Raw genomic sequence first — 22,282 nt, 5'->3', positions numbered from 1 at the left:
CTCGCTCAAAGGCCGAGATAGGCCTCGCGCACCTGATCGTTGTGCTTTAGCTCTTTTCCGCTGCCGCTGAGTACGATGCGCCCGTTCTCAATGACGTAGGCTCGAGTGGCGAGTTCCAGAGCAATATGCGCGTTCTGTTCTACCAGCAGGACCTCGACACCGTTGCGAGAAATCGTCTCGATGATGTCACAGATGGTGTTAACGACAGCCGGAGCGAGACCGATCGTCGGCTCGTCGAGCAGCACGAGACGAGGCGATGCCATCAATGCGCGCCCGACGGCCAGCATCTGCTGCTGCCCCCCGCTGAGGTCGCTTGCGGGCGCGTTCAGCCGGTCGCGCAGCGCGGGAAAGTGTCCGAGCACGGTTTCGAAATCCGCCGGGATTGCCGACCGGTCGTCGCGGCTATAGGCGCCTGTCATCAGGTTGTCGCGCACGCTCATCTGACCGAACAGACGGCGCCCTTCGGGAACCAGCGTCACGCCTGCCTGCACCATCTCGGCCGGCGTCCTCCCGCCGACGTCCTGGCCAAAGAGGTGAACGCTTCCGCGGTCGGGAACAAGCAATCCGGCGATTGCCTTCATCAGCGTCGTCTTGCCTGCGCCGTTGGAGCCGACGATCGTCGTGATGGCTCCACGCTCGATTTCGAGCGAAACATCCAGCAAGGCCGGCACGCCATGGTAGCTGACGCACAGCCCGTCGACGGATAGAATTTCGGTGTCAGCAGTCATCGTCCGCGCCCCAAATAAGCCTCAATCACCGCCTCATCGCGACTGACCGCTTCCGGCGAACCCTCGGCCAGGAGGCGACCGTAGTTGAGCACAATCACCCGGTCGCAGGCGCGCATGACCGCCCGCACGTTGTGCTCGACAAGCAGGATGGTCAGACCATGCGTCGTGCGGAGTTTCTCGAAGAGTTCCAACGCCGCACCAACTTCGGCGCCCTGCAACCCGGTTAGCGGCTCGTCGAGGCACAGGATTTGCGGCTCGGCGGCGAGGGCGATCGCAATGCTCAACATTCGCTGCAGGCCATGCGGCAGGTTGCCGGCAATTATTTGCAGATGGTCGGCCAGACCGGTCATCGATGCGACTTCGCGCACCTTTTCCATGCGCTTTTCATGCGCAAGCCGCTGGTGAAAGGTTCCGATGAGGATGTTGTCGACAACGCTCATTTCGCTGAGCAGGCTGTGGTGCTGAAAAGTGCGCACAAGGCCGAGACGGCTTATCGTCTTGGTGCTCGCGCCGGTCACGTCGCGCCCCTTCAAAAAGAGACGGCCACCGCTCGGTCGCAGAAAGCCGCTGATCAGGTTGAAGGTTGTGCTCTTGCCGGCGCCGTTCGGGCCGATAAGACCGAGGATCTCGCCTTGGCGCAGTTCGAAGGTGAAGTCGCTGACGGCTGTCAGGCCGCCAAAGCGTCGCTCCAGATGCTCTGCGCGCAGGATCACGTCGCCACCCGCGGGCGTGCTCGTCGCCGCGTTCATCGTGCGCTCCTTGTGACAAGTCCGCGCGCGCGTTCGGCCAGACCGACCAGACCGCCCGGAAAGACGCGAAGCGTCATCACGATGACCGCGCCGTAAAAGATGTTCTCCCACGCGGAGATACCGGCGACCCATTGGCCCACGAGGGTCAGCACCGCCGCCCCGAGGATGGGCCCGAAGGGGTGTCCCTCGCCGCCGATCTTGACGTAGGCCAGCGCGAGGACGGCCACGAAATAGGCGAAGTCGGACGGCGCGATGACAGTGTTTGCATAGGCGTGGATCCCGCCGGCCAACCCGACCGCCGCAGATGCGATTACGACGCACAAGACCTTCAGGAAGACAACATTCAGACCGACCGAACGAGGAATCGCGTCGTTGTTCTCGATCGCCTTGAACAGCCGACCGAGATCGCTGCGTTCAAACCCGTAGAGGGCGAACAGCGTTGCAGCCAGAAGCGCGATAGCGAGCGCGGGATAATAGGCGTCGATCGCCATCGGGGGGAACATGCCGACAAGGCCGGAATTGCCCCCGATCACGTTGGTTTGCGTGTATATCAGGCGGATGACCTCTGTCACCGCGAACGAGACCAGCAAGAAGTATGGCCCTTTGGTGCGTAGCGTGACCCAGCCGAACAGCGCGCTCAGCACGGCCGCCATCAGCGGCGCAAGCAGAAGCGTCAGCCAGAACGGCCAACCCAGCAGCACTGCCGTCGTCGCCGTGGTGTAAGCGCCGATGCCGAAAAAAGCCGCTGTCGCGATATTGAGTTCGCCGATCTGCAACACGAAACGCAAGGCCGAGGCGAGCACCGCATTCGTCAGGATCCAGACGAGAAGCGAGGCGTAATAGCCATTCGTCGCCAGCAAGGCAAACAACACGGAACTTATGGCAAGGGCCACGCAGACCCATACCCCGAACGATTTATTCCACATTTCCGAGAATTCCCTGGGGACGTACGAGCAAGAAGCCGATGACCAGAATGAACATGGCCAGGGTCGCGGTCGACGGGTCGAAAAAGTACCCGCCCACACTCTCGACCATTGCGATGAAAAGCCCGCCGGTGATGGCGCCGGTGACAGAGCCGAGACCGCCGATGATTATGATGATGAAAGCCTTGATCAGGAACTCATCGCCACTGACCGGAGTCACGGCGTTGATAGGCGCCATCAGAACGCCGGCACAGGCGGCAAGCGCGGCGCCGATCAGGAAACCGTATAGAGCGACACGACGATACGGAATGCCCTGTAGCATCGCCGCCTCCTGATCCATCGCCACGGCGCGCAAGGCAAGCCCGAGCCGCGTCCGTTCGATGAGAAGATAAAGTCCGCCGGTCACCACGGCGGCGACAATCACCAGCGCCAGCCGCTGTGCCGTCAGGGTGGCGCCGAAGACGTTGACGGTGCCGGGCAGGACCTGCGGTACGGAACGCGGCGCGCCGCCGTAGATCGCAAGATAGGCCCCGTTGAGTATCAGAAGCAGTCCGATGGACAGGATGAAGGACCCGTTGAGATCCTTCAGCACATGCTGAAAGCCGATACTGTAGACCAGTGCACCGATACTGAGGACGACAGCGATCGCCGCGAAGGCCGCCAGAAGGTAGCCAGCCCAAAGCGGCACCCCAAGCTCGACGGTGGCAAAGGGCACCATCGATGTCACGATCAGGGCCGCAGCAGTGAAAAAGGCACCATGCGCGAAATTCACGATCTTCATGACCCCGAAGATCAGCGTCAGCCCGAGGGCGAACAGCACATAGACCGCGCCGATTTGCAGGGTATTGGCGAGTAGTTGGACAAACAGTTCCATGACACCTCATCCGTGGCACCGCAGGCGGCGACAATCGCCTGCGGCAATGACCTTTTCAGTCGTTGCTCAACGCCTCGAGTTCGGCGGGATTGCTCCGCGTCAACTCGACTGCCTTGCCGTCCACCACCTGAGTGACGATCACCGGGATGAGCATCTGCTGCGGATAATCGTAGACATCCGCACCACCGAAGCCGGACGGGCCATACGACGAGTCAAAGCGCACCGAAGGAAGCACGTCCTTGATCTTCTCCGGATCGACGCTGTCGGCCTCTTGCATCGCGGCGCGCAGTGCCAGGATCGCGTCGTAGGACGAAATGGTGATACCATTCAGCGGCTCGCCAAGCGCCTCGCGGGCCCCGGCGTTCAGCTTTTTCTGCACTTCGGTCGCCGAGTCGCTGCTGAAGTCCGCCGATGCGCCGAGATAGGCACCTTCGGCCGCGTCCCCTGCCACCGCCATCAAGGCTTCGACAGAGGTACCGGCGGTCATGACCTTCACGCCTTCCCATCCCAGCACGTCAAGCTCTTTCAGGATCGATCCGACGTCGGTCGGCGGCGCGGCCGAGAAATCAACGAGACCCGGATCGAGCGATGCGATCTTGGTGGCAATCGGCTGGAACTCGGTGGTGCCGCGTTCGTACCAGTCGCTTGCCAACATCTCGACCCCGAGGCTCTTCCAGGTCTCTACCGCCACCGGCTCTAGTTCCTGCCCGGTGGCATCGTTCGGACTGACGAGAACCGCGGTCTCGAGGTCCGGGTGCTGTTCCTTGATGAAGCTGTAGAACGGCTCCAGAATTTCGAACGGCGTGTTCATCTGGGTAAAGGTATAGGGAAACTGCGGCCCCTTCACACTCTTGCCCCAGGCGGTATTGAACAGGATGACGCCATTGCGTTCGGTCAGGGCCTGCATCGCGCGGACCGGCGCGGTGCCGATGCTGCCGGCGATGAATTTGACGCCATCCCGGTTCAACATCGTCTGGGCATTGCGCGCACCTTCGGTGGCGCTGTACTTGTTGTCGTAGGTCACGACCTCGAAATTGTATGTCTTGCCGTCCACCGTGACGCCGCCGTCTTCGTTGACGTGTTCAACCGCTTGCTCGGCCGCCCATTCCATACCGAGGCCCCAGGTGGCAGCCGAGCCCGACATGGGCGCCGAAATACCGAGTTTCAGGGTCTCCTGCGCCGCGCCTGCCTGGGCAAGCAACAGCATGAGGGTCACCGCCCCGAGCGGGCGGGTCCATTTGCCAATGTTCATTCTATATCTCCTCCGTTGGTTAGATCGTTGTTCCAGGCTCATGCGGGCGGCCTAGAGAATTGCGACAATCCCTCCGGCCACCGGCAAGAGCACGCCGGTCAGATAGTCGGCATCCGGCCCGACCAGGAACGAGACCGCGCCGGCGATGTCTTCGGGCCGACCGAGCCGCTTCAAGAGTGTGCGCGACGTGTAGGTCTCGATCATTTCGCGCGGCGCGTTGTCCATGACCGACGTTTGGATCAGGCCGGGCACCACGGCGTTGACCCGCACCGCCGGCGCCAGTTCAGCGGCGAGCGAGCGCGTCAATGACGCGACGGCGGCCTTGGCTGCGGCGTATTCCGGCTGATCGCCGTCGCCGGCATAGGTGACGGAAGAGACGTTGACGATGGCGCCCCGGCCGGTCTGCGCCATATCAGGCGCGACTGCATTCACCATCCAGAACAGCGGCTTGAGGTTAAGCTCGAAGGTCGAATCGAAACGCTCCTCACTCATCCCGACCAGCGGCTCCATCAAGGCGCCGCCGCGGATCCCGCCGACGACGTTTACAAGGATATCGAGAGCGCCCAAGGCGTCCTTGAAGTCGGCAACCGCCGCGTTTACTTCCTCGTGCCGGCGCGCGTCGGTGCGTACCGCATGCAGGGCCGTGTCGGGATATTGTTCGGCAATCGCCTCACGCACGGCGGCAAGCCGGTTGCCGGAGATGTCGATGAGCGCAAGGCTGGCCCCATCCGCAGCAAGCCGCGTTGCAATGGCCTGACCCATCGGCCCGCCTGCGCCGGTGACCAAAGCCACCCGTCCGGCAAGCGGTTTTTCAGAAGAACTCATGGCGTTACCTCCGTCAGGCGCCCTTCGCCAAGCCAGACGCGCAGCGTGCGTTTCAGAATTTTGCCGGTGGGGCCATGGGGCATTTCTGCGACCGTGAACCAGCGGCGCGGGACCTTGTAAGCTGCAAGGTTCTCGCGGCAGAAAGCGATCAGCGCGGCGGGGTCAAGCGACCGGTCGGCGCGGGGAATGAGAACGGCAGCAGGGATTTCGCCCTTCACGTCGTCGGGCACGCCGATCACCGCACATACGCCGACATCCGGATGGCTGAACAATAGATCTTCCACCTCAATGGGATAGATGTTGTAGCCGCCGGCGATGATCACGTCCTTCTTGCGGTCGACGATGAACAGATAGCCGTCCTCGTCGACGTAGCCGATGTCGCCACTGAGCCAGCCGTCTTCGGAAAAGCTGGCCACGGTCGTCTCTTCGTCGTCCCAGTAGCCGGCGCCGACAATTTCGCCTGAGATACGCACCTCGCCGGTTTCGCCGGTGGGGACCGGCGCACCGTCCTCGTCCACGATCGCAATGCGCGCATTGCCGAGTGGAACGCCGGCAGAGCCGCGCTTGCGCACGCCGACAAGCGGCTGGGCGGTGGCTCCGCCGGAAACCTCGGTCGCCCCGTAGAGCTCAAGTATCGGCACCCCGGTCGTCTTTTCGAACTCCGCCAGAATCTCCGGTGAAACCGGGGCCCCGGCAGCGACCGCAAGCCGCATTGAGGACAGGTCGTGCCGATCGGGATTGAACTCACGCAGCATGTACAGGAACATCGTCGGCGCGCCGGCCATATAGGTCACCCGGTGCCGAGTGATCGCGTCGAGCACTTTTTGGGTATCCCAGCGCTCCAGCATGACAACGCGGGCGCCATTGTAGACAGCGCCGTTCACCATGACCGTGGCACCGAAATTGTTGAACACGGGCAGCGCACAAAGGAACACCTCTCGGTCCCAACTGAAACCGGCGTGAACCGCCATGTCCCGCAGCGTCGTGGTGATGCTGCGCTGGGTCTGCACCGCCCCCTTGGGCGCGCCGGTGGTCCCAGAGGTGAAGAAGAGCGCCGCCGGATCCTCCGGGCGCAGCGGCAGTGGTGGGCACTGCACGCTGGCTGGAGCGAGGTCGAGCGGAACGGTGCCGGCAACCGCATCTCCGCTGGCGAGGATCGTCACCTTGTGCGCAACGTCCTTGCAGGCACATACGGCCTCGGCTGCTGTGTCCGTATCCACCAACATCACGCGCATCTGCGTCCGCTCCAGAAGCGGGCGAAGCTCTTGCGCGCGATTCATGCTTGAGATCGGCGCGGCGATGGCGCCGATCTTCTGGCAGGCGAAATAGCCCGCGCTGAGAAACGGACAACTCGGCAGGTAGAGCCCTACGGCGTCGCCCCGTGCGACGCCATGCGCCAACAATACATTGGCCAGCCGACCGGAAAGCGCGTCGAATTCTCCGAACGTGGTCTCGCCATCGTCGTTGATCAGAAAGGGTCGATCGCGAAGCAGGGTAGCCGCCGTTTCCAGACAATATGTCAGCGATGTAGCCGTCATTCCCCCGCCTTCCAATCCGGACCGGGCAGCGTCTGCCCAGCACAACAACCCTCAGAAAACAAGGGAATCCTAGCTGACCGATCATACAGGCACAAGGAATTTCTAATGCTTGTTCGTTTTTGGTTTTTTGGACGGTCTTCCTAGGATGATGAGGGAACCGCACAAGGGGGGGCCATCGCCGCAAGGGCGTGACGGTCTTCTCCCTACGCCTTCGCTATATGTTTGAACTTTGTGAGGTTTTGGAGGGAACCGTCGATAAGGCGTCGCCATTGGAGAGTTCTTCGTCGATCTCCAGCTGCACTATACTCTGAGCACCCTCGGCATCCGACGAAACGCAATGGAAACGGGTCACAGGTGTCACTTTCGGAACACCGGATGGCAGAGTTTGCCGGACGTCGGGACTATGCCCTCCGCCACGGATTCCAGTTGATTTGACCTGTTCCGAAAGGCCGGGAACTGTTCCTCGACTGCGGAAAACCGGATACATCGGTCTAGGCGGTGACACGGGCGAGGTGACGCCGGGGCGCAGCCGGTCGGGCCGGGGCTTTCTCGAAGGCAGCCCTTCGGGTGCGGAGGCCTCGGCATTGAACCGGGATGAGGGGGCCGGTTGAGGGGGCGGGGAATCTGCTTGCGGTCCGCAAAGCGTGCGGGCTGTGGTCGTCGACGCGCGTGTCCCCGTCCTTTACGCCGGTCGCAGGGCGGGTGCCGCGTGTTTCCGTGTCCGGAGCAATGCCAGCGCTGGGGATGCTCTGTTTCCAGATTTTCGACACCGCCGCCGCCATTCGGGCGGCATCGCAGCGCGAACCGTGGTCAGGGACAAGGATGAAATCTATCATGTCCGGCATCCGGGGCAGGGAGCCCGCGTAGGTGGCAAGCATCGTCGTCCTCGCGGGGCCTGTCCGGCGTCAAAGCTTCAGCGCCTGCGCGAGCGCGTGGTAGGAAGAGAGTACCGCAAAGTGTGGGGCAGTTGCCTTTCGGGTTTAACGGTGGCAGAGAGCCTGGCAATTCGCTCGATGGCGCCCCTCGCGATGATCTATCCATCGCGCTCGAAGCCGTCCACGAACTTGCGGCGGACATGGACCATGCAGGCTTGTTCCTTGGCGAGGCCTTCGCCGAACAGGCTGTTGAAGCCGGTGAATCCGTCGGCATGCACGGTGCCCTTTTGGCCCTGAAGATGGGCGGAGGGCTGCTCCCCCTACCGATCCACGCTGAACTGATACCACGCACAGGGCGGCGCCTGTCCGCACCATGGCCTCTCGTAGCGGACGTAACTCCAGAGCCGCGCGGTATGGGCCTTGCCTGTCTTCGCGCCGGTCTGCATCTTGACCGGGGTGTCGTCGGCAAACACGACGGGTCCGGCGCGCACCAGCTTGCCGATATGCTCGTCCAACGGTTCCTGCAACGCGGTTGAACGCCCGACCCAGTCGGTGAGCAATCCCCATCGGGCTGATCCCTAAAAGGCGGGCTTTCAGTTGGTAGAGTTGTGGAACGGCTGACATCCAAAATCCTTGGCAGTGTCACGCGCAAAGTTCAACTGCCCCACACTCTGCGGTAATCTCCCTTTTGCCCTGGGGTTGAGAAAGGGCGATGATACGGTCATGCCTCAGCCACTGACCCGCAGCCTCGGGTAGAATGGACAGCGGCACAAAGGCAGGCTCCATCGGCAATCCATGAAGCGCGCCCATCACGTGACCTGGCAGAGCCAGCCGACCTTGCCGTGCATGGTGACGCCAATCCGAAAGATGATGCGGAAGAATATCATAGCGCGCGGCTACATCCACTACCCGGATACCGGGCTGCAGGCTTCCAGCCACGATCCGCGCTTTCACATCATCCGGCCAATGCCGCTTGCCGCGCCCCCGAGGATCCACGACCTCGCACCGCCCCATGAACCCGTCACCACCCTCCGCCATGTGATACCTCCATATGCTGACGCAGACCTTCTCGCAGGCGCGTCACGCGTCAGAAACATGTCAAATCAATGGGCCGGAATCGCCGCATACGGAGAGCTTATCGGGGCATCACCAGGTGAGAGCAGCGATGTGACAGCATATCGTGCCGCGCTCCCTGCTGACAACATGATGGTGGCAGTATGGTGACGGGGGGTTTGGTGACGAGACGGCACAACCAGCCTGGCACAACTCTCGCCGATAGAAAGCCTGGGAAGTGCCACAGACCCGGTCGCTTCGCCAGGCGACAATGCTGTCTAGGTAGCAGAGGAAGCGACGCGCCACATGAACCAGGTCGGGATCAGCGCGAGCAGGAATATGCCGCATACGATAAGGAAGCCGTCCTGGAAGGCCGCGTTCGAGGACTGAATCATCACGGTCCGACCCAGGAAAGATGCCGCGGCGGGCATGAGCTGGGTGTCGGGCAGTCCCGCAGCGTGCATGAGGCCTGCAACCTCGCGCAAGAGTTCCATCGTCGTGGCGTTGTCGCTGGTCTGGGTCGCGGCAAAGGCATCCGCGTGCATGATCGTGCGCCGCTCGATAAACACGGTCAGAAGGTTCACCCCGAAGGCGCCGCCAAGTTGCCGGATAAAGTTGGATGCGCCCGAGCCCTGGCCGAGAAGGTGCGGTGGCAGAACCTTCAGCGCGCCCGACGAAATAGCGGGAAACACGAGACCCAGCCCCACGCGCGAAAGGACCGTCCACCAGGCGAGCGTCCAGAAGGCCGTATGGACATTTGCGGCCACCATTAGCCAAGAGGATCCGGCAAAGACCGCCATGCCGAGGGCGATCATGATCGGAGCAGGCACCTTGTCGGACAATCGTCCCGCGATGGGAAAGACCAGCAGCATCGCAAAGCCCGAGGGCATCAGAAGAAGGCCAGCCTGCGTCGGCGTCATCCCCTGGATCTGCTGCACGAAGACCGGAAGCAGATAGGTAGAGCCGAACAGCCCCGCCCCCATGATGAAGGCCACGACCGAGGCCGAGGAGAAGGCGAAATTCGCAAAAAGCCGCATATCGAGCATCGGCTTGGCAGTATTCATCTCCCAGGCGACGAAGCCGATGGCCGAAGCAACGGAAATCGTGAAACCCGCCAGGATGATGTTGGACTCCCATCCAAGCCGCTGCGCGTTCGACAGCGTGCTGAGCAGTATGGCCAGAAAGACCGACAGGATCGCCACTCCGACAAAGTCGAAGGCCGGAATCGGTCCGCTTTCTTCGCGGCTGGGCAGGAACAGGTTTGACATCAGAATGGCGAGGCCGGCGAAGGGCAGGCCCAGGTAGAAGACGAAGCGCCAATCGAAAGCGTCCATGAGCAAGCCGCCAATCCAGGGTCCCAGAGCCGGAGCCAGGACGACGCCAACGCCATAGATCCCCATGGCGGCGCCGCGTTTATCGGGCGGAAAGACCTTGAACAGCATGATCATGGCCAGAGGCTGGACGATGCCTGCCGCCGCCCCCTGCACCACGCGGGCCAGTGTCAGTATGGTCTCGTTCGGCGCAAGGCCCCCAAGGACCGAACCCGCAAGAAACACGCTCATCGCGGCGTTCATCGTCAGCCGCGTCCCGAAGGCGCGGTTGGTCCAGTCGGCCAGCAGCATCGTGGCCGTCATGGCTGCCAGAAAGCCGGTCGAGATCCATTGTGCTTGCACCGCGCTCATGCCGAAAGCGCCCATCACCGCCGGGATGGCGACGTTGACGATCGTTGTGGACAGAACGACCGAAATGGTCGCGACCATGATCGTGCCGGTTGCGAGCCACTTGTAGGCGGGGCCGTAACGCTCGAAATACCGGTCAATCTGTGACATCGATATAGACCTCGACCATCATTCCGGGCCTGAGTTCTGTACCGGCGGCGTCGATCGACACACGGATTGGCAGACGCTGGGTCACTTTGGTGAAATTGCCCGACGGGTTGGGGCTGGGCAGAAGCGCAAGCTGGCTGGTGGCCACCCCGCCCATCCCGATCACCTCGCCCTCGAAGGTCCGGCCCGGAAAGGCGTCGACGGTGATGCTTGCCCGCGACCCGACGTGAATTTTGCCGAAGTCGGTCTCCTTGACATTTGCGTCGATCCAGACGTCATCCGGCGCGTGATACATCGCGATGCGCGTGCCCGATGTCACATATTCGCCGACATCGACAAAGGTCCCATCAACGATGCCGTCGAACTGGGCCGTGATCGTGCGATGCGCGAGGTCGATTTCCTTCAGGCTGCGGTCGGCCTCGATGCCGGCACGTCCGGCCAGAACGGACGCAATCTGGGACTCCAGCACATTCATCTGCTCGCCGTCGGCCTCGACGATCGCCAGGCTGGCGCGCGCGTTTTCGATTGCCGCGAAAGCAGCACGCTCCTGCTGGGCGGCGGTGTCCAGTGCCGCCTGGGACTCGTCGAGGGCTTGTTGCGACGTGATGTTCTGCTCGGCAAGCCTGATCGCCCTCTCGTGACGGGTCCTGGCGTTCGTCAATACGGCGAGCGATGCCTCATGGTTTGCATCTGCGGCAGCTATCCCGCTCAGGGCCGCGTCCCGCCGTGCAGAGAGCTGCTTTTCGAGTAGCACCTTGCGTGCCCGAAGCTCGGCCAGCTGCGCATCGGTTGCGGCAAGTCTCGACAGGACGGCATCAAGCTGCGGCTGCGCAGATGTGCGGTCGATTGCGGCGACAAGATCGCCTTTTGCGACAGTGTCCCCCACCAGAACCGGCATCGCCGTCACCCGTCCGGCGACCTCGCTGGATACGGTGACGACCTTGGCCGCGATCCGGGCATCGTTGATATGCACCTGCGTGAACCGCGCGGCTAGCCACGGGGCGGCCAGCCAGACGGCAACGGCAACCAGCGCGCCGATCACGATCAGTCTGGTCCATCTTGTGCGGCTGCGCCTTCGCGGGGGCACCGGCTTGTCCGGGGCAGCCTCGTCCGCAACGGCTGCGCCCGCCTTTATGTCATCCATTTTAACCATCGCTCAAAATCTCCAATCTGTCCGCGATGCGGCTCAGTACTTTTGTTGCGATACGCAAATCCTGCCGGGAAATTCCTTCAAGAATTTCTGCCCGGCTGGCTGCCGAGATCTCTTCCATCCTGACGATGAGAGGGCTCGCAGCCTCGGTCAGGTGGAGCGTCTTGGCTCGCCTGTCCCTGGCCGAAGGTCGGCGTTCGACCAAACCTGCGCCTTCGAGCCCGTCCAGCAGGCGGACCAGCGTCGCCGCTTCGATCCCCAGGGTGCGCGCCAGTTCGACCTGCGTCACCTCTTCGTTGCGCGATAGTTCGAACAGCACGCTCCACCTTGCCTGGGACAGGTCGAGATCGCGAAACCGGAGGTCAAGATACCGCCTCCACATGCGTGCTGCCGCCGCCATGGAACGTGCGAAAGCCTCCAGAGGCTCGGTCTTGTCGAAATCGGACTGCATCGTTTTAGCTTTTCATTAGCTTGCCAATAGTTGCAGAACTAATTATTATGATATCACTTATCTTGCAAGTGCTATTCCTGTCCCGGAGACGTGCCGATGTACGCCAAGATCCTGCTATGTTACGACGGCTCGCGCGAAGGGCGACTGGCACTGCGCGAGGGAGCGCGGCTGGCGCAGATCACAGGTGCTGATGCGATCCTTCTGGCGGTGGTCGAGACGGGCGCGGGCAACGCGCTGGCGCAGGGCGCGGATGCGGGCGCGCTTGCCCACCAGCAAGCCGATTTCGAGGAGATCCTCGACGAAGGCCATCAAAGACTTTCCGCCTTGGGGCTGGCACCCAAGGTCCGCATGGAGTTTGGCGATCCCGTCGCGAAAATTACCCAAGTTGCGACCGAAATTGGGGCCGATCTGGTCGTCGTCGGGCATCACCAGCAAGGCATCTGGACGCGCTGGATGAGCCGGTCGGTCGCGGCCGGGTTGGGGGACTCGCTAAAATGTAGCCTTCTTCTCGCACAAAAACTCGTTGAGGATTCAGAGCTTTTCGGCAACGGCTGAAGAGGTATGGCCAGGAAGCGGCTACGCCGTGCTACCGCAGGAAGCTGCGGAATCGTCGCAAGGCAAAGGCGAACATCGCCAATCCGATCACCACCAGCGCCAGCAGTTGCGGCCAGACCACCGCCAGCCCCGCGCCACGAAACAACACCGCCTGCGCAAGCGCGATGAAATGGGTGTTGGGCGCCGCCAGCATGACGTATTGCACCACCTCTGGCATTGATTCCCGCAGGGTCATCCCACCCGACAGGATTTCCAGCGGCAGCAGCACCAGAAGCAGTAGCATGGCGAATTGCGGCATCGAACCCGAGATCGTTGCCAGGAGAATTCCCAGCGACGTGGTGGCGAACAGGTGCAGAGCCGCGCCCACCAGGAACAGCGTCACTGATCCTGCCACCGGCACTCTCAGAACCCCCTGCACCATGAAGGTCAGCGACGGCCCTGCCGCCACCAGCACCACGCCGCCCATGCTGAGCACCTTGCTGGTCATGATCTCGACCGCGCTGACCGGCATGACCAGCAGGTGCTCGACCGTGCCATGCTCACGCTCCCGGATCAGCGCGGCCCCCGACAGGATGATCGACAACATGGTCACGGCGCTGATCACCGCCGTCAGAGCGCCGAACCAGCCCGGTTCCATTGCCGGATTGAAACGGGCGCGCAACGCAAGATCGACCGGCGCCACGGCCTCCTGCCCGGTCCAGCCGGCGATATCCTGATCGACGATCGCCTGGACATAGCCCGCGCCGGTGAAGGCCTGACTGATCCGTGTCGCATCGACGTTGAGCTGCAACTCGGGGCGTGCGCCCGCCACGAGGTCTCTCTGGAAATCTGGTGGAGTGACCAGTGAGAACGTATCGATGCCGACATCCATGCGCGCATCCATCTCGGCCATGTCGATCTGATCGGGTGTCACGAAATAGGGCGGCAGAAACGCATCCGCAATCCGCCGGGACAGGGGCGAGGCATCCTCATCCACGATGCCGATCTTGGCGCGGTTCAGCGGCTCGGGCATCGCGGTTGCGTGGGAGTAGATGTCAAGGGTGAAGGCATAGAACACCAGCGCCAGCAGGAGCGGATCGCGCAACAGCCCGCGAAGCTCTTTGACCGCAAGGGAGAGCACATGCCGGGGTCGCATCGCTCAGGCCTCCTGCTTGCGCACGAATAACGCCCCGAGCGTAACCACGGCACTTCTCGGGTTCCTGTCCCTCTCGGGGATGTTGATGAAGAACGCGATTGTTCTGGTCGAAGAGATCGACCAACAGCGCGCCGATGGAGTGCCCGAATATAAAGCAATCGTTGATGGCTCGGTCAGCCGTTTGCGCCCAGTGGTCCTTGCCGCCGGGACAACGATTTTCGGAATGATCCCGCTTTTGCCTGATGCATTCTTTGCGTCTATGGCGGTCACAATCATGGGTGGCCTCGCGTTCGCTTCGGGCCTGACGCTGATCGCAATGCCGGTGCTGTATGCGCTGTTCTTCCGGATCAAAACGCCGAAGAAAGACGGCGCTCCTGCAGGTGCCACAGCACCGACCTGAGCTCCGACCCTTGGGCGGCACCCACGCGCGCCGTCAACCTGTGGCGCGCGCATTGTCCCACAAGACGACAGAGCGCGAACGGTCCGTGTGTCTCGCCTTATGTCAGGCCGGAACCCGATGAAGCCTAATGTCCCTCATCTCAGCGCTACGCCCGGTCAACTTCGTTGGCTGGGACGACCGCCTGGCGCTGGCAGCCAAAGCATTCTGCGTGAACTTGGTTTGGACGGTGAGCGGATCACTGCCTTGTTTGAGGCTGGGCTCGTAGTATTGGAAGGAGGGGGTGCGCTATGACATCTCGATTGACCGCCGACCAACAAGAGATTCGCGACCAGATTCTGCGGATTTGCGCAAGGTTCGACGACGACTATTGGCTGGATCGGGATCGCAACGGTGGTTTTCCCCATGAACTGCACAGGGCAATGGCCGATGGCGGCTGGCTGGGTATCGCCATGCCAGAAGCTGTCGGCGGCGCTGGTCTGGGGATCACCGAGGCGACCATAATGATGCAGGCAATCGCCGAGTCGGGGGCCGGCGCAAGCGGAGCCTCGGCCATCCACATGAACATTTTCGGGCTCAACCCGGTGGTGAAGTTTGGGACCGATGAGCAGCGCGCGCGTATGCTTGGCTCGATGATCGCAGGCGATGAAAAGGCCTGTTTCGCCGTGACCGAACCGGCGACCGGGTTAGACACCACAAAGCTGACGACCATGGCATTGCGGCAGGGGGACAGATATGTCGAGCACGGACAAGAAGTCTGGATTTCTACCGCGCAGGTGGCGGACAAGATGTTGCTTCTGGCCAGAACAACGCGGCTAGAGAATGTGAGCAGCCCGACCGAAGGGCTGAGCCTGTTCTATACTGACCTAAACCGTGATTTCGTTGATGTGCGAGAGATCGAAAAGATGGGGCGAAAGGCTGTCGATTCGAATGAAGTCTTCATCGATGGGTTACCGATTCCGGCTGAGGACCTGATCGGGGAGGAGGGCAAAGGCTTTAGGCAAATTCTGCACGGGTTGAATCCCGAACGCATTCTGGTGGCTGGCGAATGTATTGGTATTGCGCGCAACGCACTGGTTCGCGCGGCGCATTATGCAAGCGAACGTGTGATTTTTGACCGCCCGATCGGCCAAAACCAGGGTGTTCAGCATCCGCTTGCCCGGGCATGGGCGCGGGTGGAATCTGCCAATCTCATGGTGATGCACGCCGCCGCCCTTTACGATGCGGGAAAGCTCTGCGGCGTCGAGGCGACCGAAGCCGCGCAAATTACATTTGGCGGATTCGGATACGCCAAGGAATATAACGTGGAGCGGTTAGTGCGGGAAGCTCTGCTTTTCCGCATCGTACCGGTGACACCGCAGATGCTTTTGTTGTTCATAGCAGAAAAAGCCCGCGGACTTCCAAAGACTTACTGATTGGAGATAACGGGCGGGGCTGGTGGGAAAAGGTGTCTTGACCAATTTTCTAACACGCGTTAGATTGTCGGCAGCTGCCCCTTAAGGGGAATGGGAGGAGGCGTCATGCATAAGACGCAGTTCGGGTCTTCGATGGAAGACCTGTCGAAACGTGCAACCGTTTACGCGAGCGATTTATTCAGCGGCAAAACCGTTGTGGCGACCGGCGCTGGAGGCGGATTGGGGCTGGCAATTGCGACCCTGTTCGCGAGGCTCGGGGCCAATCTGGCGATCAATGGACGCAACGAAGAGAAACTGGCTTTGGCGAGGGAGTTCCTCGAAAGTTTCGGGGGTAAAGTTTTCGCTGTGCCAATGACCATCCGGGAGCCTGAGCAGGTCGAGGATTTTGTCGCCAAGACGAACCAGGAATTCGGGGCGGTTGACGTTCTTGTGAACAATGCTGGGGGTCAGTTTCCGCAAGCTGCGTTGGATTTCAGTCCAAAGGGCTGGAATGCGGTCATAGACACCAACCTCAACGGCACCTGGTGGATGATGCAATCCACGGCGCGCCACTGGGTTGCCAACAAGCAATCGGGCTCCATCATCAACATTGTGGCGGATATCTGGCGCGGTATGCCCGGCATCGCGCATACCTGCGCGGCCCGGGCAGGGGTTATTTACCTGTCCAAGTCCGTTGCGGTAGAGTGGGCCCCGCATGATATCCGAGTGAACTGCGTGGCACCGGGTTGCTGCGAAAGCAACGGTTTCGGGAACTATTCCGAGGAGGGCGCGGCGACCTTTCAGGACGCCAACCCGATGCGGCACGCCGGCGACGAATGGGATGTCGCAGAAGGTGTGGTATATATGGCGGCCAGTTCCGGGAAATTCGTGACCGGGGAAGTTCTGAACATCGACGGCGGGCAACAGATGTGGGGGGACCCCTGGCCGACAGGACGACCGGACTACTTCCGGATTTCCTGACAAAAGCGACGAACCTAGCGGGGACAACAGGATCCAGATGAAGACGCAAAGAACAACAGATGTCGGTACCGGTGATGGGGCAATACTGGAGTGCCGCGGGATTGAACGGCGGTTTGGCGGTATCGTCGCTGTCACAGGTGTGGATCTCGTCATTCAACCTAAGGAAATATTCGGCCTTGTCGGTCCCAATGGCAGCGGCAAGACGACGCTTACCAATGCGATCACCGGGTTCTACCCTCCGAATGTCGGCACTGTCCGGCTGGCGGGAAACGAAATCACGGGCACGGCGCCGCACAAGGTTGCAAAGCTCGGGGTCGCCCGAACCTTTCAGAACCTCGCCCTGTTCAACGGGATGAGCGTTCTGGACAACATCCTCCTCGGGCGACACATTCACATGAAGCAGGGCGTCTTGCGCACGGCGCTTTATTGGTGGATCGCGCAGCGCGAAGAACTCGAGAACCGCAAGATCGTTGAAGAGGTGATCGAGTTTCTACAGCTTGAAAGCATCCGGCACGAGATGGTCGATGGACTTCCGATCGGGCTGAAAAAGCGGGTCGAACTTGCGCGCGCGCTGGTTGCAGAACCGAAGATGCTGATTCTCGATGAGCCTATGGCGGGCATGAACCAGGAAGAAAAGGGGTATATGTCCCGCTTCATTCTGGACGCGCGGGCCGAACGCGGCGTCAGCGTCCTTCTGATCGAGCACCACATGGATGTCATCATCGGCATTTGCGACCGCATGCTGGCACTGAACTACGGCGAAATGATCGCCAGCGGCGTTCCGAAGGAAGTCGTAAGGGATCCCAGGGTGATCGAAGCATACGTTGGAGGGTCGCATGGCTGAGGGGGTAACATTGCAGAATACCGCCAACGAGACATTCGGAAAACTGTTGGCGCGGAACGCGTCAATCCATGGGTCGAGTATCGCGATTCGCGAGAAAGAGCGCGGAATCTGGAAAGAAAGCACCTGGGCCGAGTATGTGGAAGAGGTTCTGGCCTGCGCGGCCGGTCTTCGGAAGTTCGGTGTAAAGCCGGGCAAGGCCGTGCTCATTCTGGGCGACAACCGTGCGCGGCTATACCAGGGCATGCTTGCGGTTTCGCTGCTCGGGGCCTACGCGATGCCGGCCTATCCGGGGGCGACGCTTGAAGAGCTTCAGCATTTCCTTGGCGAAGTCGAGATTTTTGCAGCCATCGCGGAGGATCAGGAGCAGGTCGACAAGATCCTCGAGGTGCGGAAAGCGGGCGCGCGCGGCATCGCTCATGTCATCTACGATGAAACGCGCGGGCTCGGGTTCTATGAGGACGACGGTCTCATGTCATGGGATCACTTGATCGAAGTCGGCCGACACGATCTCAACGAAGATCCGCACCGTCGAGAGGAACTGCTGAACAAGGCAAAACCCGACGATCCTGCCATTTTCCTGCATTCGTCAGGAACGACCGGCAAGCCGAAAGGGGTCGTTCTGAGCCAGAGGAACGTACTCGCGGCGGCCAGGAACGGCCATGAGGCAGGCGCATTCGACGAGAACGAGGAAATCCTGGCCTATCTGCCGATGGCCTGGGTCGGCGATTACGCCATTACGGTCGCTGCGGCGCTGTTGTACCGGTTCACCGTGAACGTGCCGGAGCGGCAAGACACGGTCGTGCGGGATATGCGTGAAATTGCCCCGACTTTCTACCTGGCAGCACCCAGAAGCTGGGACCAGATGCTGACGACGATCCAGGTCGGCATGGAGGATTCAACCCCGGTGAAGAAGTGGCTGTACCACTTCTTCATGGATCGGGCCACGGCCGCCGAGACCCGTAAACTGAACGGCAAGAGCGGCGGCCTGTTGGAGCCGGTGGGCAGATTGCTGGGCGAGGCGATCGTCTTCGGCCCGATCAAGGACCAGTTCGGTATGAGCCGCCTGAAGAATGCGTTCACCGGCGGCGAGGCGATCGGCGAAGACACTTTCGTCTTCTACCGAGCCCTGGGCATCAAGCTGCGCCAGTTCTACGGACAGACCGAGATCAGCGCGATCAGCGCGATGCAGGCACCGAACGAGGTGCGCCTGCACACCGTTGGCAAGCCCGCGCCCGGCGTCGAGGTCAAGATCCATGAAAGCGGTGAGATCCTGTTGCGTTCCGAGAGCGTGTTTGCCGGCTATTTCAAAAAGCCGGAAGCAAGTGCCGAATCCCTCGAGGGCGCGTGGCTGCATACCGGCGACGCCGGCTATCTGGAGGAAAACGGCCAGCTTGTGGTGTTGGGACGTATCTCCGAGGTCATGCATACCGCCGGGGGTGAACGCTATGTTCCGAACTATATCGAGAACCGGCTGAAGTTCAGCCCGTATATCAAGGATGCCGCTGTAGTCGGCGCGGGACGGGACGAGCTGACAGCGATGGTCTGCGTGGATTTCGAAGCCGTCGGCCACTGGGCCGAGGTGAACGGAGTGCCCTACGTATCCTATTCCGATCTGTCCCAGCGCGACGAGGTTGCCGCGCTGTTGCACGAGGCTTTCCTGCGGGTGAACAAGGCCCTGACCGAGCCGCTGCAACTCAAGCGTTTTGTCAGCATGCCGAAGGAATTCGACCCGGACGATGGCGAGATCACGCGCACTCGAAAACTGCGTCGCAAGGTCGTCGAGGAACGCTATACCGATGTTATCGCGGCGCTCTACGACGGTTCAAAAGAGGTCCATGTAAGCGCTCAGGTGACTTACGAGACCGGGGAAGTCGGGAAGGTCGAAAGAAGCCTTCCCATCAGGGAGGTATAAATGGATTGGGTCTTTTTAACAGAGCTTGCGATCAACGGTGCCTTGACGGGGCTGCTATATTCGCTTTTCGCCATCGGCCTCGTGCTAATTTACAAGGCCTCCTCGGTGCCCAATCTGGCGCAAGGCGGGTTGACGATGGTCGGGGCCTATGTGGTTCTTGCTCTGGCGCGCGACCTGGGTCTGCCGCTATGGCTCGCCATCCCGCTTGCCGCGGTGATCATGTTTGGTCTGGGATTTGCCATTGAGCGTGTTGCTCTGCGCCGTCTTGCTGGCCGACCGGTTGTCATGATCCTGATGATGACACTGGGGCTGGACATTTTCCTGCGCGGCATGACGCTCGCGATCTGGGGCGGGACGTCCCGATCCATGGAGTTGGGCGTCAGTTATGAACCCTTGTTCCTCGGTGACATTTTCATCAGTCGTATTCACCTTGTCGGTGCCGGGGTCGCGATCGGTCTTTTTGTTGCCTTCATGCTGTTTTTCCGCAGCCGGACCGGTATCAAGCTGCGGGCAATCGCGGACGACTACATGGCTTCCTGGTCGGTCGGGATTTCGGTTGAGCGCGGCGTCGGATTGTCCTGGTCGTTGGCGTCGGTCGTCGCCGTGGCAGCCGGGGTCATTTGGGGCGAGATCCAGGGTGTCGACCAGGCGCTGTCGCTGCTGCTTCTCAAAGGTTTGACGGTTGCCGTTCTCGGTGGCCTCGACAGTATTCTGGGTGCGGTGGTCGCCGGCATTATCCTCGGTGTCGTGGAAAATGTCGGCGCTGATTTCCTCGATCCGCTTGTCGGGGGCGGAAGCCGTGAGCTTATCGTCGCCGCTGTGCTCATCCTTACGGTCATGATCCGCCCGCACGGCTTGTTTGGTCGTCACGACATCGAGAGGGTATAAGGCATGTTTTACAGACTTTCTGGCGTCCATCACGCCAACTACGTTTCGGATAGCCGAATCTTCAAGGTACCTGCTGACAGGAATCTGGCTGCATTCATCTTCCTGATCGGCATTGTCGCGCCATTCATCATACCCTCGCTTTATCTGAACAGTTACATGCTTCCGTGGCTGATCTGGACAGCGGCCGCGCTTGGACTGAACCTGGTGACAGGTTGGGCGGGGCAGCTTCACCTCGGCTATGCTGCGGTCATGGCTGTCGGAGCCTATTCGGCGATCCATGCCGCGCGTTTCGGGGTGCCGTGGGAATTCGCCCTTATCATCGGCGGATTGACGTCATCTGTGATCGGCAGCCTGTTTGCTTTTGCCGCCTTGCGTGTCAAGGGCCTCTACCTCGCTCTCACTACTCTCGCTATGCAATTCGTGATGGACTGGGTTCTGACCCACTCTCCGGCGATCTCGGGGGGCTCACACGCGTCGCTCCAGTCACCGACCTTGGCGCTGCTCGGGCAAGAGATTACCACTGATACTGGCTACTACTATGTTGCCTTCGGATGGTGCGTGCTGGTGACGATTTTTATGCTTAATCTCAAGCGGACTGGACTCGGTCGGGCCTTGGTCGCTGTCCGGGAAAAAGACTTTGCGGCCGCGATCCTGGGTGTGAACAGTTTCTACTACAAAATCCTGGCATTTGCGACTTCGTCTTTCATCGCGGGCGTCAGCGGTGCGTTGCTTGTTGCCACCTTTTTCTTTCTCGCCGCGCCCGAGCAATTCTCGGTTGCGGTTTCGATCCAGGTTCTTGCGATGGTGATCGTTGGCGGTCTTGGCAGCATCATCGGATCCTATTTTGGTGTTGCCCTGATCCTTCTTGTTCCCGGTCTGGTGAATGGTCTCGTCGCCACGCTGAGTGAATGGATTGGCGTGCAGATCGATGTTGAAACACTCGCTCACATCCCGAACGCAGTCTATGGCGCACTGATCGTCATTATCCTTCTGATCGAACCGCTTGGTTTGGGAAAACTCTACGGCAACATCAGAGACTATCTGATGGTCTGGCCCTTCGATCAGCTCAGGAAGTGAAGAGGAATGACGATGCAACAAGAGGTCGAAGCCCAGCCCATACTGTCGATGAACAGTGTCGAGGTGCTGTATGATAACGTGATGCTGGCAATAAAGGGTGTCTCGATCCAGGTGCCAAAGGGCGAGATGATCGCGCTTCTGGGATCCAACGGCGCGGGGAAAAGCACGACGCTGAAAGCGATCAGCGGTCTGCTGAAAGCCGAACGCGGACGGGTCAGTCGGGGGGAGATCAAGTTCGAAGGTACCGACATTACCGAGATGCTCGCGCAAAAGCGTGTGGAAATGGGTATTTGCCACGTCATCGAAGGACGGCGCGTCTTTGAACATCTGACCCCGGACGAAAATCTGACGGCAGCCGCACCGGTGGGCATGTCCCGCTCGGACCTGGATGGGGAAAAAGAGAAGATATACAATTATTTCCCCCGCCTTGCCGAGCGACGCAATTCGCTCTCGGGCTATCTGTCCGGCGGTGAACAGCAGATGCTGGCCATTGGCCGCGCGCTGGTGACCCAGCCGAGCCTGCTGATGCTGGATGAGCCGAGCCTTGGACTTGCTCCGTATCTGGTGGCCGAGATTTTCGGCATCCTCAAAAAGATCAACCAAGAGGAGGGAATGTCGGTTCTTCTCGTGGAACAGAATGCTCTGGCAGCCCTGGAGATCGTTTCGGAAGGCTATCTGATCGAAAACGGCCGCGTCGTCATGAACGGGACGGCCGAAGCGCTCAAGTCCAACTCCGACATCCAGGAATTCTATCTTGGCGGCGGTGAAGGCACCGACTTTCACAACGTCAAGCATTACAGTCGGCGCAAGCGCTGGCTGAGCTGAGACACTAGACCAATTTCGTTCAGGGAGAAT

20 protein-coding genes and 2 pseudogenes are annotated in these 22,282 nt (G+C 60.8%); 9 read left to right on the top strand and 13 right to left on the bottom strand.

Translation table 11 applies throughout. The annotated features are described in order from the left end of the window. Positions 1 to 5: 5 nt before the first annotated feature. From RIdsm_RS27750 to RIdsm_RS27695, 12 genes and pseudogenes are all read right to left on the bottom strand, one after another. Positions 6 to 728, bottom strand: coding sequence for an ABC transporter ATP-binding protein (locus RIdsm_RS27750; RefSeq protein WP_082647426.1), 723 nt, complete (start codon positions 726 to 728; stop codon positions 6 to 8). Then, complete coding sequence (locus RIdsm_RS27745) at positions 725 to 1,477, bottom strand: ABC transporter ATP-binding protein (RefSeq protein WP_057795829.1); 753 nt, start codon at positions 1,475 to 1,477, stop codon at positions 725 to 727. Before RIdsm_RS27745 ends, RIdsm_RS27750 begins: the two co-directional genes overlap by 4 nt. Next, on the bottom strand, positions 1,474 to 2,403 hold the full coding sequence (locus RIdsm_RS27740) for a branched-chain amino acid ABC transporter permease (RefSeq protein WP_057795832.1): 930 nt from the start codon (positions 2,401 to 2,403) through the stop codon (positions 1,474 to 1,476). Before RIdsm_RS27740 ends, RIdsm_RS27745 begins: the two co-directional genes overlap by 4 nt. Next, a complete protein-coding gene (locus RIdsm_RS27735; protein WP_057817273.1) occupies positions 2,393 to 3,274 on the bottom strand; it encodes a branched-chain amino acid ABC transporter permease in 882 nt (293 codons plus the stop codon). Before RIdsm_RS27735 ends, RIdsm_RS27740 begins: the two co-directional genes overlap by 11 nt. Before the next feature lie 55 nt (positions 3,275 to 3,329). Continuing rightward, entirely contained in the window at positions 3,330 to 4,526 is a 1,197-nt protein-coding gene (locus RIdsm_RS27730) for an ABC transporter substrate-binding protein (protein ID WP_057817271.1), read from the bottom strand. 51 nt (positions 4,527 to 4,577) lie between these two features. Beyond that, positions 4,578 to 5,351: an SDR family NAD(P)-dependent oxidoreductase gene (locus RIdsm_RS27725; RefSeq protein ID WP_074940508.1), complete on the bottom strand. Its 774-nt coding sequence runs from the start codon at positions 5,349 to 5,351 to the stop codon at positions 4,578 to 4,580. Continuing rightward, complete coding sequence (locus tag RIdsm_RS27720; RefSeq protein WP_057817267.1) at positions 5,348 to 6,889, bottom strand: class I adenylate-forming enzyme family protein; 1,542 nt, start codon at positions 6,887 to 6,889, stop codon at positions 5,348 to 5,350. Before RIdsm_RS27720 ends, RIdsm_RS27725 begins: the two co-directional genes overlap by 4 nt. A gap of 1,036 nt (positions 6,890 to 7,925) precedes the next feature. Next, positions 7,926 to 8,321: pseudogene (locus tag RIdsm_RS27715) on the bottom strand (IS66 family transposase); the annotation flags it as partial. Positions 8,322 to 8,406: 85 nt separating this feature from the next. Continuing rightward, positions 8,407 to 8,802, bottom strand: a complete 396-nt coding sequence (locus tag RIdsm_RS27710) for a transposase (RefSeq protein ID WP_074940510.1) — start codon at positions 8,800 to 8,802, stop codon at positions 8,407 to 8,409. A 293-nt stretch (positions 8,803 to 9,095) separates the two neighbouring features. Next, positions 9,096 to 10,577, bottom strand: coding sequence for a DHA2 family efflux MFS transporter permease subunit (locus RIdsm_RS27705; RefSeq protein WP_236553336.1), 1,482 nt, complete (start codon positions 10,575 to 10,577; stop codon positions 9,096 to 9,098). A gap of 55 nt (positions 10,578 to 10,632) precedes the next feature. Continuing rightward, positions 10,633 to 11,787 carry an HlyD family secretion protein gene (locus RIdsm_RS27700; RefSeq protein ID WP_057817257.1) on the bottom strand — a complete coding sequence of 385 codons (1,155 nt, stop codon included), beginning with the start codon at positions 11,785 to 11,787 and terminating at the stop codon, positions 10,633 to 10,635. A gap of 1 nt (position 11,788) precedes the next feature. After that, the gene (locus tag RIdsm_RS27695; RefSeq protein ID WP_082647425.1) at positions 11,789 to 12,244 is read right to left on the bottom strand and encodes a MarR family transcriptional regulator; all 456 of its coding nucleotides are present in this window, start codon (positions 12,242 to 12,244) and stop codon (positions 11,789 to 11,791) included. A 96-nt stretch (positions 12,245 to 12,340) separates the two neighbouring features. Between RIdsm_RS27695 and RIdsm_RS27690 the strand changes: the two genes are divergently transcribed. Next, a complete protein-coding gene (locus RIdsm_RS27690; RefSeq protein ID WP_057817255.1) occupies positions 12,341 to 12,799 on the top strand; it encodes a universal stress protein in 459 nt (152 codons plus the stop codon). 31 nt (positions 12,800 to 12,830) lie between these two features. On the opposite strand, the gene RIdsm_RS27685 is transcribed toward RIdsm_RS27690, so the two are convergent. Beyond that, the gene (locus RIdsm_RS27685) at positions 12,831 to 13,934 is read right to left on the bottom strand and encodes an ABC transporter permease (protein WP_057817253.1); all 1,104 of its coding nucleotides are present in this window, start codon (positions 13,932 to 13,934) and stop codon (positions 12,831 to 12,833) included. 34 nt (positions 13,935 to 13,968) lie between these two features. Here RIdsm_RS27685 and RIdsm_RS27680 point away from each other — a divergent pair. The 8 genes and pseudogenes from RIdsm_RS27680 to RIdsm_RS27640 form a co-directional block, all read left to right on the top strand. After that, a pseudogene (locus RIdsm_RS27680) lies at positions 13,969 to 14,334 on the top strand (efflux RND transporter permease subunit); the annotation flags it as partial. Between the two features lie 287 nt (positions 14,335 to 14,621). Further along, positions 14,622 to 15,746, top strand: a complete 1,125-nt coding sequence (locus tag RIdsm_RS27670; RefSeq protein WP_057817250.1) for an acyl-CoA dehydrogenase family protein — start codon at positions 14,622 to 14,624, stop codon at positions 15,744 to 15,746. Positions 15,747 to 15,851: 105 nt separating this feature from the next. Next, entirely contained in the window at positions 15,852 to 16,706 is an 855-nt protein-coding gene (locus RIdsm_RS27665; RefSeq protein WP_057817248.1) for an SDR family oxidoreductase, read from the top strand. Between the two features lie 37 nt (positions 16,707 to 16,743). Then, positions 16,744 to 17,550 carry an ABC transporter ATP-binding protein gene (locus tag RIdsm_RS27660; RefSeq protein WP_057817246.1) on the top strand — a complete coding sequence of 269 codons (807 nt, stop codon included), beginning with the start codon at positions 16,744 to 16,746 and terminating at the stop codon, positions 17,548 to 17,550. Further along, entirely contained in the window at positions 17,543 to 19,462 is a 1,920-nt protein-coding gene (locus RIdsm_RS27655; RefSeq protein ID WP_057817244.1) for an AMP-dependent synthetase/ligase, read from the top strand. The genes RIdsm_RS27660 and RIdsm_RS27655 overlap by 8 nt, the downstream gene beginning before the upstream one ends. After that, positions 19,463 to 20,350: a branched-chain amino acid ABC transporter permease gene (locus RIdsm_RS27650; protein ID WP_057817242.1), complete on the top strand. Its 888-nt coding sequence runs from the start codon at positions 19,463 to 19,465 to the stop codon at positions 20,348 to 20,350. It abuts the gene before it with no gap. A 3-nt stretch (positions 20,351 to 20,353) separates the two neighbouring features. Next, positions 20,354 to 21,427 (top strand): branched-chain amino acid ABC transporter permease, encoded by a 1,074-nt coding sequence (locus tag RIdsm_RS27645; RefSeq protein WP_057817240.1) that lies wholly within the window; start codon positions 20,354 to 20,356, stop codon positions 21,425 to 21,427. Positions 21,428 to 21,439: 12 nt separating this feature from the next. Then, complete coding sequence (locus tag RIdsm_RS27640; protein WP_057817300.1) at positions 21,440 to 22,252, top strand: ABC transporter ATP-binding protein; 813 nt, start codon at positions 21,440 to 21,442, stop codon at positions 22,250 to 22,252. Positions 22,253 to 22,282 lie beyond the last annotated feature (30 nt).

It is taken from the genome of Roseovarius indicus (genome assembly GCF_008728195.1).
In the GTDB taxonomy this organism is placed as follows: domain Bacteria; phylum Pseudomonadota; class Alphaproteobacteria; order Rhodobacterales; family Rhodobacteraceae; genus Roseovarius; species Roseovarius indicus.
This window is presented reverse-complemented; position numbering and strand designations above follow the sequence as displayed.

Coding starts and splice junctions, on each gene's coding strand:
- RIdsm_RS27725 (WP_074940508.1), bottom strand. CDS start 5,351: ATGAGTTCTTCTGAAAAACCGCTTGCCGGACGGGTGGCTTTGGTCACC.
- RIdsm_RS27730 (WP_057817271.1), bottom strand. CDS start 4,526: ATGAACATTGGCAAATGGACCCGCCCGCTCGGGGCGGTGACCCTCATG.
- RIdsm_RS27660 (WP_057817246.1), top strand. CDS start 16,744: ATGAAGACGCAAAGAACAACAGATGTCGGTACCGGTGATGGGGCAATA.
- RIdsm_RS27705 (WP_236553336.1), bottom strand. CDS start 10,577: ATGGTCGCGACCATTTCGGTCGTTCTGTCCACAACGATCGTCAACGTC.
- RIdsm_RS27695 (WP_082647425.1), bottom strand. CDS start 12,244: ATGCAGTCCGATTTCGACAAGACCGAGCCTCTGGAGGCTTTCGCACGT.
- RIdsm_RS27655 (WP_057817244.1), top strand. CDS start 17,543: ATGGCTGAGGGGGTAACATTGCAGAATACCGCCAACGAGACATTCGGA.
- RIdsm_RS27650 (WP_057817242.1), top strand. CDS start 19,463: ATGGATTGGGTCTTTTTAACAGAGCTTGCGATCAACGGTGCCTTGACG.
- RIdsm_RS27690 (WP_057817255.1), top strand. CDS start 12,341: ATGTACGCCAAGATCCTGCTATGTTACGACGGCTCGCGCGAAGGGCGA.
- RIdsm_RS27685 (WP_057817253.1), bottom strand. CDS start 13,934: ATGCGACCCCGGCATGTGCTCTCCCTTGCGGTCAAAGAGCTTCGCGGG.
- RIdsm_RS27735 (WP_057817273.1), bottom strand. CDS start 3,274: ATGGAACTGTTTGTCCAACTACTCGCCAATACCCTGCAAATCGGCGCG.
- RIdsm_RS27670 (WP_057817250.1), top strand. CDS start 14,622: ATGACATCTCGATTGACCGCCGACCAACAAGAGATTCGCGACCAGATT.
- RIdsm_RS27740 (WP_057795832.1), bottom strand. CDS start 2,403: ATGTGGAATAAATCGTTCGGGGTATGGGTCTGCGTGGCCCTTGCCATA.
- RIdsm_RS27720 (WP_057817267.1), bottom strand. CDS start 6,889: ATGACGGCTACATCGCTGACATATTGTCTGGAAACGGCGGCTACCCTG.
- RIdsm_RS27750 (WP_082647426.1), bottom strand. CDS start 728: ATGACTGCTGACACCGAAATTCTATCCGTCGACGGGCTGTGCGTCAGC.
- RIdsm_RS27645 (WP_057817240.1), top strand. CDS start 20,354: ATGTTTTACAGACTTTCTGGCGTCCATCACGCCAACTACGTTTCGGAT.
- RIdsm_RS27745 (WP_057795829.1), bottom strand. CDS start 1,477: ATGAACGCGGCGACGAGCACGCCCGCGGGTGGCGACGTGATCCTGCGC.
- RIdsm_RS27710 (WP_074940510.1), bottom strand. CDS start 8,802: ATGGCGGAGGGTGGTGACGGGTTCATGGGGCGGTGCGAGGTCGTGGAT.
- RIdsm_RS27665 (WP_057817248.1), top strand. CDS start 15,852: ATGCATAAGACGCAGTTCGGGTCTTCGATGGAAGACCTGTCGAAACGT.
- RIdsm_RS27700 (WP_057817257.1), bottom strand. CDS start 11,787: ATGGATGACATAAAGGCGGGCGCAGCCGTTGCGGACGAGGCTGCCCCG.
- RIdsm_RS27640 (WP_057817300.1), top strand. CDS start 21,440: ATGCAACAAGAGGTCGAAGCCCAGCCCATACTGTCGATGAACAGTGTC.